This is a genomic window from Vibrio sp. D401a (genome assembly GCF_030248515.1).
Classification (GTDB): Bacteria; Pseudomonadota; Gammaproteobacteria; order Enterobacterales; family Vibrionaceae; genus Vibrio; species Vibrio rotiferianus.
The window spans coordinates 159206-172782 of record NZ_JAHGAI010000019.1; the positions used below are offsets into that span (position 1 = coordinate 159206).

Sequence of the window (13577 nt, forward strand, 5' to 3'; positions counted from 1 at the left end):
ACTATGGATGTAGCAATTAAAAACCAAAACAAATCTGGGATGGCCATGTGGTTCCCTTTACTTGTTGTTTGTTTCGCTCAAGTCGGAACCTCCGGTGACAACTCTGTTTTATCGATGTCAACCAATGAGTTCATCTCACAATTGAATGCGACTATGAACCAAGTCCAGCTGGCCAATATCGTATACAGCTTATTGGCCGGTGCTCTGATGGTGTTTGGCGGCATGTTAGGTATCGCAAAAGGCTTTAAACAAGTATTTATGGCGGGTGCTGCATTGTGTGCTGCTGGTGAAGCGCTTGCTGTGATCGCACCGAACATGGAAGTACTAATTTGGGGGGCTCGCTCCTTAACAGGATTCGGTGCTGCGCTGATGATTCCATCGGTATTAGGGATCATCGTTTCTCTCTATGAGGGCAAAGAACGCGCCGTAGCATTCGGCGGTGTCGGCGCCGCCACAGGTGTCGCTGCGGTAGTGATGCCAATTGGTGCGGGTGTCATTATGGATGCATCAGGTTATCAAGCTGCTTTCTCTACAATGTCTGGTTGGTTTGTGTTGGTATTTCTAGCGGCTTGGAAACTCATTCCAAATATTAAACCTGCTCAAATGCGTGTTGACTATGTGGGTACGGTGATGGCGTCACTTGGTCTGCTAGCCTTCATCATTGGTTGCTCGAAAGTCTCGGAGTGGGGGTTAATTGAGCCAATGTCTGCACCTTTTACTGTTATGGGGATGTCCCCAGCTTTACCTCTAGCGATTCTTGGTATTGCAATCATGGTCGTGACCATGATGGTAGAAAAGCAGATCGAGCAGAAGCATGGTGCGGCACTTATTCCCCAGTCATTTATTAAAACGCGACAAGTGCGTAATGGTCTTTATGTTACTGGCCTAATCTTTGCGGTGTTTGGTGCGGCATTCTTTGTAACCCTTTCATGGATCATGGTCGTTGCAGGGCTTGGCGGGGCAGCAACAGGAGTTGCGATGGCTACTATGGCTGCTCCGATGATTATCTTCTCTCTGGGTATTCCTAAAAAATACAGTCATTGGTCACCTCGAATGGTGGTGTTAGCGTCATCTGCAGCAGTCTGTCTGGGCGCGATTTCAATGGCTTATTCTCTACAGGCTGACGGCTTTAACCCAGTGTTTATGTATACGGGCTTGCTACTTCTAGGCTGTGGTCAAGGTGGTTACGCATCTCAATCGGCAATGATTGTAGCTTCTGCACTAAACCCTCGAGACGCGGCACAATCCGGTGGTATTCAGTGCTCCACTCGCAACGTGTGGCAGGCTGCAGGCGTTGCAATCATTGGTGCAGTTTTGCTGTTCAGTTCGACCGCAATATATAAATCAGAAATTGCTCAAAGTGACGTAGCACCGATAGTTAAAACTTACGTAGCAGAAACACCAGTTCATGGCTTTATGTCGAACCAAGTTTTGCTAGAAAAACTCACCCAAGCAGGCGCTGACATGCCTCAAGCGGAAGCCGCATTGACTATCTACAAAGATGTTCGTATCGAGTCAGCACAATATTCATTTTGGGCTCTGACATTGTTTGTACTGCTTCACCTACCAGGCTTCATGGGCATTCCAACGCAAGGTTGGACTCAAAAACAGTAATTATTTGAATTAAAGCTACTGCCTTGTTTTTCCAAGTATTTCACCGTCAACAAGAAGAACAAGGCAAACCCTACAAATTAATAAGAAGAGACTATTTTATGAACTATCAAGCTCTATGCATGCGTCTAATAGATGTTAAGAAACCTGTGACAGTATTTACAGCTCAAAAAGTGATTACGATGAATCCAGAGCAACCAGAAGCAGAATCGGTTGCGGTCCAAAATGGCGTAATTGTCGGAGTTGGTGAGACAGAGACTATTCGCTCCTTGCTGAACGTTCACCGAATTGAAGCTCAGTTCAACAATACATTTGAAGAAAGCTACATCTATGCCGGCTTCGCAGAACATCACATGCATCCACATATTTTAGGGGCATACCTTAAAGATTCTCATTATGTCGGTTATGTTGACCGCAAAGCGGCCGATGGTTCTGTAATGAAAGGGATTCAATCGGTTGAACAACTTACAGAACACCTAAAAGTACTAATTGAAAAAGACCGTGTGCGTTTGGAGTCAGACTCTGAGCAGTGGCTAAATTGTTGGGGGTTTGATCCGCTGCTATTGGCGGGTGCAGATGTCACACGAAATGTACTTGATGAAGTGAGTAAAGAGTTCCCTATCTGTTTGGGGCACGCCTCTGGTCACGTTATCAATATTAACTCGGTAGCAATCGAGTTATGTGGCTACGAGAGCATGGAAGAAGACCCAAACTTGTTCCGTTACGAAAGTGGTCAAGTGAATGGCACGGTGGCAGAGCCTGAATTAATGCAGTTTGCCTTCTCCAAAGGTGCCGCAAGAATGGACTTTTCAGAAGAGGGCATTATTGAAGCTGGTGAACTGGCGACAAAAGTTGCTCGTATCAATGGCTGTACCAGTGTGACTGACAAAGGAACAAACTTTCCATTGACTCCTGGCAATGTCGCAGCCGAGGGGTGGTTGAAAGCGCAAGCGCAAGGTCGTTTACATACGCGAGTCAATATGGAACCTTGGTTTAGTTCAATTGATCGTTGGGTATACGGTGATAAGCATGGTTGGGATGCGGTCCATGCGATTCGTGATGAGAAGAACCCATACCTCTCTGTTGGTAACTTTAAGATGCTTACGGATGGTTCAATCCAAGGCTTCACTGCACACTTACTTCCGGATCAAAACTATGTAACTGAGGGCAAACCAAATGGTCATCTGTTGATGTCCAAAGAGAAATTGATGGAACAAATCTCTATTGGTGAAGCTCATGGTATGTCTTGCTCAATTCATACTAATGGTAATGGCGCAACCGAGGTCGCAATTCAAGCAATTGAAGAAATTCGTAAAACTAATCCAAATCTTGGTTTCCGCCACTCACTGGAACACTGTCAATTGGCGACTGAGAACCAGTTCTACCGAATGAAACAAGTAGGTATTACGCCTAACTTGTTCACGAACCACTTGTACTACTGGGGAGATGTGCACGCGAAGTACACAGTGGGTGAACATGGCGTAAGACGAATGGATGCGTGTCGCTCAGCAACAAACCACGGACTCATGCATGGTGTCCACTCTGATGACATGGTGACGGAAGTGAGTCCATTGTTCTCTGCTTGGTGTGCCGTAAACCGTCGTTCTCTGAGTGGTGTTGTTTATGGAGAAGACCAATGTTTAACCGTTGCGGAAGCTATGCGAGTTATCACTTACAACCATGCATGGCTTGCGCATCAAGAAGATGTTCGCGGGTCAATTGAAGTGGGTAAATGGGCTGATTTTACTGTCTTGGCCGAAGAAGCGACGGAAGAGAAACGTGAGACACTTAAAGATATTCGTATTGTCGGAACCGTTATTGGTGGTGATGACATTTTCTTGAACTAATGTGGGGGCGGGAAGGTGAAATGCCTTCCCGTTTTACGTTATGGATACATTACGAGCATCGTGGCGACAGATAGAACCTTGGTATCTTTTTATGGTGATACTTGGCGCGTTTAACGTCGGGTTCTGCATTATGTTGGTCCCACAGTTTGTCGTACTCTCATTCGACTCAGGTTTAGCCAAGATAGGTTTGATCATGGCGGCTTGGACCGCAGGGCCGCTTGTGGGGCCGTGGTTTTCAAAATACATTGATAAGTGGGGGACACCAAAAGTTTGGCTTTCTGGCTTATTTCTCGTCAATGCATGTTTGGCGTTTGCGGTTCAGTACTCACAAAGCGTATTGAGTTTGTTCTTCAACATGTTTATTCAGGGACTTATCTATGCGATAGGCTACTCCATTCTCAATTTACTCATAGTTCGTCGCTATGAAGAAAAAGAGTGGCACGGAAGAACAGGCATGTTGATCGCTGCATTTATCATAGGGGAGGTGATAGGCTTTGGAGTTGCAGGGCGAATTGAAATGCCCGCAGCTGGATTTGTCGGTGCTAGCATTGTCATGGTGCTGAGCAGTTTACTAGCGCTAGTTCTGGTTCCTGATTTCAACAAATCTTTTATTCGTACCCGTAGTCCGGAGCAACGATCCCAACAAGTGAAAAAGCTTCTACATTCTCCTTTTGGAATTATGGCCTTAGGGTGGGGGCTGCTTTGCTTTGCCGCACAGATTCTGTTTTTACCTTTTCCTGTATTGATGCGAGAAGTCTTCCAAATAATGCCAGAACATTCGAGCTCAGTGGTCAGTATCAGTGGAATTATTGCGCTCAGTTTCTACCCGATTGTAGGTAAGTTAACGGAACGTTTCGGGGCTGATAACGTGCTTATCACCTCCAGCGCAGTAAAAGCAATGGTATTTGTTGTGTTGGCATACTGTGCTTTTTACTACCAGCCAGAACTGATGTTGATTGTGCTGTGTATGGTTTTCGTTAATCGCTGTACGTGGCCTTTTATGATGGCCAGTTCTCAAATTCAAGCAGCACAACTTTCCGGTGAGTGCTCAAAATCTATGGCGTTAACCATTTTCATGGCGATCGCTGGTATCGGCAACTTTCTCTCTGGCGTAATTAACTCCATGGTAACGGCGTCGCTAGGTATGAGTTATATCCCTCTTGTCGCAGCTATAACGGCTTCGGTAGGTGTTGTTTTACTGTTTGGCAACAAGTACCGCGAGCTAAGGCATGACCAACACATAGATCAACCTAAACATTACCCTTAAAGGAAATATTATGAACAATACGGATAAAGCAGTCCTTATAGGAGTGCTGGCTTTCCTTAGCCCTTTTTTTGTGTTTGATTCAGTTTATCAAGCGTTTATTACCATTACCGACCAACATGGCTTTGCTATGTCTGGGGTTAAATTCGCAATATTGGCCACATTTGGTGAAGTGTTGGGACAGCGAATTCGAACAGGATCATGGTCTATTAAAGGTTTTGGTGTTATCCCAAAAATGATTGTGTGGTATGTACTTGGGGTGCTGATTAAAGCGGCATTTGTTGTATTTGCGGTGGGAGACCCGGTGGTATTGAACAAGTTCTTGCCTGAAGCGGGACCTTTGTTAACTGCTTTCTCAATTAGCTTGGGGCTCAACTTAATATTTGCACCAATATTTATGACGTTACACAAAATCACTGATTTACACATTGCCGATCATCATGGTTCGATGGTTGCGTTAATTAAACCAATCAATATGGCTCAGAAATTTAGTCAAATAGATTGGAATACTCAGTATGGTTTCGTATTTAAAAAAACCATTCCGTTGTTTTGGATTCCGGCTCACACGATTACGTTTTTACTACCTCCTGCGTTCCAAGTGGTGTTTGCGGCAAGTTTAGGCGTCGCTCTTGGCGTTATTCTGGCGCTGGCCGGTGGGAGACCCAAGACTGAAGCATTAACGGTTTGATATGAGCGTTCAAAGCAACGGGCTTTTAATATCCTTACACGCAATCTAGAGGTTACAAACCGCTGTTAAATCCATACGCGCGGGGCATTGAGAACGCTTTGATGTGATTCACCTAGCATCGAATTAATACAAACAAATAAGGCTTGGTTAAATACTAAGCCTTTTCTTTTATGCACAATGACTTAAGCTAACTGTTCTTGACTATACAGTTGCTGGATCAGCGCTTGCCACTCTTCTCTTAATACACCGTATTTTATCGAGTCGTAGTACTCGCCTTGGTAATAGCGTACCTTACGAATGCGAGCTTCTTGTTGCATGCCAAGCTTTTCAGCACAGCGCATCATTCTTGGATTACCCGACCAGGTTGTTAACCCGACTCGTTCGATTTCTTGAGTATCAAAGATGTAGCTTATCCAAGGCACTAGCGCGCAAAATCCCAGACCTTTGTTCCAGTAGTTGGAATCGTAGATGACGATGCCTGCTTCTAACCAACGTGTGCTCTCACATTCCCAATACCAACTGACAGAGCCGACGGGTTTGCCCTCGAACTCAATCAACAACATGTCTTCGCCTTTCATTAGTCGTTGTAAGGTGTTGTTGCGAAAGCCCTCTAGTGTTGGTGTCTGATATGGAAAGTAAGGGCCATTGAACTCAGCCCATCGTTCATCTTCAGTGATCAATTGATAAAGTGCCTTCGCTTCTTCCGGAATCGCTTTTCTTAATGCGACACCTTGAAAATGGTACATAACACTCCTTGTTATAATGCACTAACGTTTAATTGCAGTGATGCTGAACATATGCCAATGCTTTGTACTACCAACGGCTGTGCTGCCATCTTCATCCCTCTCATAAAAGTGGACGATCTCGTAATCCTCAAATAATGTTTCCACTTCTTCCTTAGTAAACGCACTGATATTTGGATGTGTGTTTGCGTCAACCCAAGAATCGTGAATCCCCAGTAAATCCCCGCAAAATACACCACCCGGCTGTAATGCTTCGTTGATTCTCTGCCACACGCTTTCGAATCGTTCGCTAGGGCAAAAGAACAAGCTGGCACTGGCAATGAACAAGCTGCATTGCGGGTAATGAAAGTCACTAAAGCAAGACTGCGATATGGAAAAGTTAGGATTGCCTTCGAAACGCGTCAAGCAAGTTTCCACCGCATCTTGATGAGTGTCAAACGCGTAAACGGTAAAGCCTTGTTTGAGAAGATAGTTGGAATCTCGACCGATACCGCATCCTGCATCAATGGCGATTTTGTTGTTGAGTGGAAGCAGATTGGCGGCTCGTTCTACGTTTGGTCGGTGAGGTTGGCTCGCAACCTTCTGATAGTATTCGTTCCATGTTACTGACATCGCGATTCCTTTCTAGTTATAAAAAACGCTACTCAACCATGAATAGCGCTTTGATTTTTCAAAGGTTAACCAATTTCTTCGAGTAAAGAACTTTTAATTTACCATAGTGTGAGTGACTTAAAGTTGGTCTTCGATTGGAAGAATTCCCGAAAACCAAGCGCCCATTTTTCGCCACACACTCGCTTCTGGCTCTGAATTGAATTCTTCGCCAGTCTCTTTATCTAGCCATGCGATATCACCATCTTTAATGGCTATTTGATAAGCACTTTCTTTGAGTTGCTCAGGCAATAGTGCTAGAGATTTCTGTACGTACTCTGGTTGCTCTATAACCACTGCCATTTCGGTGTTGAGCTCTGCAGAGCGAGGATCCCAGTTCATCGAACCGACAAATAAGGTTTTACCATCGATCATCATGGCTTTGGCGTGCAGACTTGCTCGGCTGCTACCCGTTAAGCTCCACTTACTTTTGATGTTCGCACTTGCTTTGACCTCCCACAGTTTAATGCCTGCTTTGACGAGATCTTCACGATATTTTGCATACCAACCATGAACGGCGAAGACATCGTTAGATGCTAAGCTGTTTGTCACAATAGTGATATCAATGCCGCGCTTCGCCGCTTTGACAAGTGCTTTGGTTCCCGATTCTGTTGGTACAAAGTAAGGGGAAATCAGCACGAACGAATCTTCAACGCTTTCTAATAGCTCACCTAAATTGGCAACAAGTTGGCTGTCTTGAGTTTCGATTTTATCGGGTAAGTCAAACCAAACATCACCTTGACCCCAATACAATTTCAGTTGACCCTGTTGTAGTTTTTCGTACAGATCCAACTTTTTGAAGTTATACCGACCGGTTGAGAACTTCGCTTCTAACCCCAACTTTTTAACTTGGTCTTGAATTTCGTCATCATCAACTTTGTTGGAGTTTGGGACAATCCATTCCATCGGAACGGCGTAAAGGCTATTCCAGTAAAGATCAAATTGGTCTGCTGTTTGTGTGACTACTTCACCAAATAGCATCACATCAAAATCCCCAAACTCTACATTGGATTCAAAAGAGAAGTACTCATTACCAATGTTTCTGCCGCCCACTATGGCAGAGACGCTATCTGAAATTAGAGATTTGTTATGCATGCGTCGATTTAATCGACCGAAATCGCTTGCAAAGGCAAAGACCCGGGCATCGCGATAATGATGGGGATTGAATAGACGAATCTCTATGTTTGGATGAGCGTTCAGCTCCGCCATACCTGCATCATTACGTTTTTGCATGTCATCTAATAATAAACGAACTCGGACACCACGCTGAGCGGCTTCATATAAACGCCAAGTGATAAGTTGGCTAGTTTCGTCACTGCGATAAATATAGTACTGCAGATCTATGCTTTTCTCTGCAGATTCAATCAGTGCGATTCGAGCCAAAAGCGCATCATTTCCTTGATTGAGAGGATAGAAAGCAGTGTCTGAATCAGGAGCTTTATCGTAGCTTTCAAAAAATTCAGCCAGTGCGGAGTCTGCTTGGTAGCCAAACTGAAAGCTGGTGGACTTCTCGCTGGGATCTCTTGGCTGGATCGACGAACATGCTGAGATCAGGACAAGCATAGAGACAAGTAAGGCTTTAGAGAGATAACGTAGCAATACACACTTCCTTGTTAATACACGACGCAACCCTTTGATTATATATCAAGCTTCGAAGACTGGTAACGTGCATGCTTGTCGCAAAGTCGCAGATTTTTCAATAGACCACGGAGTCCGGTTTGGATGATAGCCATTTGGGAAGCGATATTATTCGGGCGGACAATATCATGTTTTTGGGTGATGTTTTCGGTGTAATTGGTCAATATCACTAATATCTGGTGGTTATTGCCAACACTGAACTGTGAAAAATAACACTTTCAAATTAAGTTGTTGATATTTAATGGTTAATGCTTTGGCATGCTCATTGCGTATAAAGAGTGAGCGAGAGAGGCTGTAACTTGCGAAGATGGTTAACTTTTTGTTAATTTTATTAACTTGCCATGGATAGTTTACTTGTGATGGATATTTGCAAAAACACGCAAGCACGGCTCTCTTATAAAGTTGTCTATTTCAGATGCAAAACCTCACTGTTTGTCCACGGGGAGTAGGTAGCAAGGTTATTGAGCAATTGGCTTTTTAACTCGGCTTTAAGGCAAGGCCTAATGGGGACAAATGGAAGAATACAAAAATAAAAAGGATTTTCGATGTTAGCAAAACCAGTATTACGTTGGCTTTTACCTTTCGCTGTCATTGGTGGCTCTTATGCGGGTTATGCCGCAATCGCTGCAACGGCGCCGGAAAAAGAGTCAATCAAAGACACCATCAGTGAACCGACAGTACAAATATCTTCACTCTTTCCTACCGATCATAAAGTTGTTATTACTAGCCATGGCGAAATGGTTCCGTTTGAAAAGACACACCTAGCTGCTCAAGTTAGCGGTGAGGTGGTGAGTTGGCATCCAAACTTCGTAACGGGTGGTATTGTTAAGCGTGGTGAGGTTCTTTTCACGATAGAGAGTGATAACTATGAGGCGGCTGTTCTACAAGCTGAAGCGGGACTAGCGAGTGCGCGTGCTTCGCTGATTGAAGAGCAGGCAAAAGCGGAAGTGGCGAAGCGTCAGGCGAAGAAACTAAGCGACAAGCAAGTGACCGATCTTTACCTACGTAAGCCGCAAGTACTTAGTGCGCAAGCGCAAGTTAAGTCTGCTCAAGCTGCGTTGAAACGAGCGAAACGCGATCTAGAAAACTGCAAGGTAGTGGCGCCTTATGATGCGCTAGTGGTTGAGCGTGAAATTGGGGTAGGGCAGTTTGTCTCTTCAGGTTCTCGCGTTGCAATGTTGAACAATATCGAAGTGGCAGAGATTCACGTGCCTATCGCAGGCTTTGACAGTGCGTTCTTACCTGAATCATTGAAAGAGCTACATGCTACGGTGACCCAACAAGGGATTCTCTCTACCACTCGTGAAGGTAAAGTCGTTCGCGATCTCGGCATGATCGATAGTGCGACGCGCATGATTAACATGGTGATCCAAGTTAGAGACCCATATGGCCTAGACAACAATCAGCCACCAATTAAGTTTGGTTCGTATGTTGAAGTGAGCTTTACTGGTAAAGAGCTCAAACACATTTACCGCCTTCCTCAAGAGTTGGTGAAAAATCGCACAGTTTGGGTTGTGAACGGTGAAAATGAACTGCAACCAAGAACCGTTAATGTGCTTCGTGCAGAAGGTGAGTTTCTCCTCGTCGGTGAGGGCTTAGAGCAATCGGACAAGCTGGTTCTGACTTTGCCTGAGTACCCACAACAGGGCATGGCAGTTCAAGTCGCAAAAAAGAATGACGACTCCGAAACCGTCGTACAGTAGTTAGGAGTCAAACATGGAAGATAATCAACAAAAAGGCATCATAGCCTATTTTGCGAATAACTCTGTTGCCGCAAACCTAATGATGGTGTTCATCATTGTGATGGGTATCGTGAGCTTCATGTTCATTCAACGCCAGATGTTTCCAAACGTTGAAGTCAACTACATCAATATTCGAGCAGCTTACCCAGGCGCGTCTCCTCAAGAGATTGAAGAGAGCATCTTGGTTAAAGTCGAAGAATCTATCAAAGACGTTACTGGCATCAAAAAGACCGTGGCACGAGCTTCTCGAGGCAGCGCTTATGTATCGATAGAAGTGGATGTGAATGCCGACATCAAACGCGTATTGGACGATGTAAAGCAACGGGTAGACACCTTATCCAATTTGCCGGCAGGCATGGAACCCATCAACGTTTATCAGGTGGAATGGCGACAAGAGGTGATAGAAATGGGCTTGGTGGGCGATAGACCACTGGAAGAACTCAAACCTATCGCTAAACAAGTCGAAGACGAATTACTCCAACTGAAAAATGTCATGCTGGTGGATCTCAATGCACCAGAAGAAGAGATTGCTATAGAAGTCGATCCGCTGATTCTTCGTAAATATGACTTAACGCTAAGTGATGTGAGCAACGCGATTCGTCGTTACTCAGCGAACTTTTCTGCTGGTGAAGTAAAAACCAACGCAGGCATGATCGCAGTTCGTATTGAAAACCAATACTACCGCGGTGATGAGTTTCGCAATATTCCAGTTAAGCTGGGAGCGAATGGGGCAAAAGTTCTGCTACAAGACATCGCAACGATTAAAGACGGCTTCACCGAAGAAGATCGTTACTTCGAATACTCGGGTCAAAACGCGATCTACATGGCGGTTCAAGCCACGCGTGATCAAAACATCATCCCGGTGGCTGAATCCGTTCGTAACTACATCGAAGCAAAGAACAAAACCTTACCTGATGACATTCAACTGAAAGTTCTCGTCGATATGACTTACTACCTAAATGGTCGTCTCGACATGATGCTGAAGAACCTTCTTCAAGGTGCCGCATTGGTTGCTATCATGCTCTCGGTATTCCTTCGTTTCCGCTTAGCAATGTGGGTAATGTTGGGGCTACCAGTGTGTTTCTTAGGCGCAGTGATGATGATGCCAATGCTGGGTATCACCGTGAATATTGTGTCTTTGTTCGCCTTTATCATGGTGCTCGGTATCGTGGTGGATGACGCCATCGTAACCGGGGAAAGTGCCTACAGTGAGATCGAAGAGAAGGGTGGTGGTGTTGAGAACGTTGTGACGGGTGTTAAGCGTGTCGCGACTCCGGCGACCTTTGGTGTATTAACTACGATAGCGGTGTTTGCCCCATTTCTACTCTCAAGTGGGATCGATAGTGCCTTCTTCTACGGCATTGCGGGTGTCGTGATCCTGTGCCTTATCTTTAGCTTGATAGAATCTAAGCTGATCCTTCCAGCTCACTTAGCACACACCAACTTTACATCAATCAAAGCAGGCGGTTGGCGTGATAATTTCAACAAGCGTTTCTTCGGCTTTGTTAATGGTCCTTACCGCAGCTTCGTTAAGGCTTGTACCCATTGGCGTTGGACCGTTTTTGCCTTCTTCTGTGGTCTGTTACTGATTAGTGCTGCTTTAGTTAGCTCGAACTACGTGCGTGTGATTCCAAACCCGAAAGTTCCAACGGATTATCCGGCGATTACGATTGAGATGAATGACACTGTATCGAGCGAGCAAACCATCAATGCGTTAAAAACCATTGAAGGCGTGATGCAGAAAATCGAAAACCAGATCATTGATGAGCATGGTCAGGGGATGATTCGTGATGTGCTTTCTTACAACCGCAGCCGTACTGAAGGTCGTATTCTTGTACCGCTTGTGGATGAAGAACTGCGCCCATTCAATACCTTTGAACTTGCACGTCGCTGGCGTGAGGCAATGCCAGTTATTCCGGGCATGAAGAGCTTTAAGATCCGTGAACAAAGTGCAGGTGGCGGTGACCGTGATGAATTTGGTTACTTGCTGTTTGGTTCGGACATTAACGAGCTAAACGAAGCAGGTCGCTACCTGATTGGCCGCCTCCAGCAAGAGGAAGGCCTGTACGATATCTCTTCCTCTATCGATTCTGGTAGTAAAGAGGTACTGCTATCACTAGCTCCTGTTGCTTATGATTTGGGCTTGGATCTCACCATGATCGCAGAGCAAGTAGGTGGCAGTTTCTACGGTGGTGAAGCGCAGCGCATTATTCGTGATGGCGAAGAAATTAAGGTTATGGTGCGTTACCCGCAACTGACGCGTGAAGCCTTCTCATCACTGCGTTACGCTGTGATTACCACACCAGCAGGCAAAAAGGTCATGCTTGGTGATGTGGTGAAAATCAACGAGCAACCGGGCGTGAGTACCATTCGACGTGAAGGCGGTTATCAAACCGTTTATGTCTATGGCTCTATAGATGAAGAGTTGGTTGAACCTCAAGAAGTCGTGAAAGTTATCGACGACAACATCTTACCGGACATGAAGCAAGCCTTCCCAAGTGTGAAAACGGAATTGGGTGGTGACATCGAAGAGCAAGCTGCGCAGCGTAACGAGCAAATCATGTTCTTCATTGCAGGCATGATCATCGTATACATCTTGCTAGCTGTGCCACTTAAGAGTTACACCCAACCGCTTATCGTCATGTCGGTGATTCCATTTAGCTTAACGGGGGCGATTTGGGGACACTTCTGGCTGGATATGGACATCAGCATGATGTCGACATTTGGTTTAATTGCGGCAGCGGGGGTGGTTATCAACGATTCCTTGGTGATGACGGATTACGTTAACCAAGTGCGAGAAAAAGGCATGAGTATTAAGCAGGCGGTCGTTGAAGCTGGTTGCGCACGTTTTCGAGCGATAACGTTGACGTCGATTACCACCTTCGCAGGTGTTCTACCTATCATGTTTGAAACCAGTTTGCAGGCTCGTTTTGTTATCCCGATGGCGGTCGCACTTGGTTTTGCCGTTCTGTTTGCAACTGTCCTTACCTTGATTCTTGTACCTTGTTTGTACCTGATGCTAGAGGACATTAAAAACATCTTCCGCATTGTTAAACGATTCTTTGGTCGTTTGATAGGTAAGTTCAAATCACGGTCATCAAATACTGTCGGTAACGAAAGTACGCAAAGCTAGTTTCACCTAAAACGAAAATCTAAAGCAGCCTTCGGGCTGCTTTTTTTATGCCTTAAGCGAACTGGAATAGACTCTCTATACTATAAGCTGAGTGGATGATTAAATATTCATAAATTTACTTGGTTAATTTAACACTGTGTGTGTGAAATTCACCATTCAGCAGATGGTAGGAAAATTAACTAAAATGTAAGTTGTTGATATTTAAGGTTTAAAAAGTTGGCATCCTATGTGCAATGTATAAAGTGCAACCCAATGAACTGCTA

9 protein-coding genes are annotated in these 13577 nt (G+C 45.0%); 6 read left to right on the forward strand and 3 right to left on the reverse strand.

The window, feature by feature from the left end; translation table 11 throughout:
• The first annotated feature begins 3 nt into the window (after positions 1-3).
• From KIV41_RS09650 to KIV41_RS09665, 4 genes are all read left to right on the forward strand, one after another.
• Positions 4-1614, forward strand: coding sequence for an MFS transporter (locus tag KIV41_RS09650; RefSeq protein WP_182026705.1), 1611 nt, complete (start codon positions 4-6; stop codon positions 1612-1614).
• 98 nt (positions 1615-1712) lie between these two features.
• Positions 1713-3458, forward strand: a complete 1746-nt coding sequence (locus tag KIV41_RS09655) for an amidohydrolase (protein ID WP_182026706.1) — start codon at positions 1713-1715, stop codon at positions 3456-3458.
• Positions 3459-3498: 40 nt separating this feature from the next.
• Positions 3499-4725: an MFS transporter gene (locus KIV41_RS09660; RefSeq protein ID WP_182026707.1), complete on the forward strand. Its 1227-nt coding sequence runs from the start codon at positions 3499-3501 to the stop codon at positions 4723-4725.
• 10 nt (positions 4726-4735) lie between these two features.
• On the forward strand, positions 4736-5410 hold the full coding sequence (locus tag KIV41_RS09665; RefSeq protein WP_071235158.1) for a hypothetical protein: 675 nt from the start codon (positions 4736-4738) through the stop codon (positions 5408-5410).
• A 182-nt stretch (positions 5411-5592) separates the two neighbouring features.
• Here KIV41_RS09665 and KIV41_RS09670 read toward each other — a convergent pair whose 3' ends face one another.
• From KIV41_RS09670 to KIV41_RS09680, 3 genes are all read right to left on the reverse strand, one after another.
• Positions 5593-6156: a GNAT family N-acetyltransferase gene (locus tag KIV41_RS09670; RefSeq protein ID WP_285336184.1), complete on the reverse strand. Its 564-nt coding sequence runs from the start codon at positions 6154-6156 to the stop codon at positions 5593-5595.
• 21 nt (positions 6157-6177) lie between these two features.
• Positions 6178-6765, reverse strand: coding sequence for a class I SAM-dependent methyltransferase (locus tag KIV41_RS09675; RefSeq protein ID WP_285336185.1), 588 nt, complete (start codon positions 6763-6765; stop codon positions 6178-6180).
• A gap of 117 nt (positions 6766-6882) precedes the next feature.
• On the reverse strand, positions 6883-8400 hold the full coding sequence (locus tag KIV41_RS09680; RefSeq protein WP_010453013.1) for a phospholipase D family protein: 1518 nt from the start codon (positions 8398-8400) through the stop codon (positions 6883-6885).
• Positions 8401-8984: 584 nt separating this feature from the next.
• On the opposite strand from KIV41_RS09680, the gene KIV41_RS09685 reads away from it, so the two are divergent.
• Positions 8985-10142, forward strand: a complete 1158-nt coding sequence (locus tag KIV41_RS09685) for an efflux RND transporter periplasmic adaptor subunit (RefSeq protein ID WP_285336186.1) — start codon at positions 8985-8987, stop codon at positions 10140-10142.
• Between the two features lie 13 nt (positions 10143-10155).
• Positions 10156-13314, forward strand: coding sequence for an efflux RND transporter permease subunit (locus KIV41_RS09690; protein ID WP_285336187.1), 3159 nt, complete (start codon positions 10156-10158; stop codon positions 13312-13314).
• Positions 13315-13577: the final 263 nt, after the last annotated feature.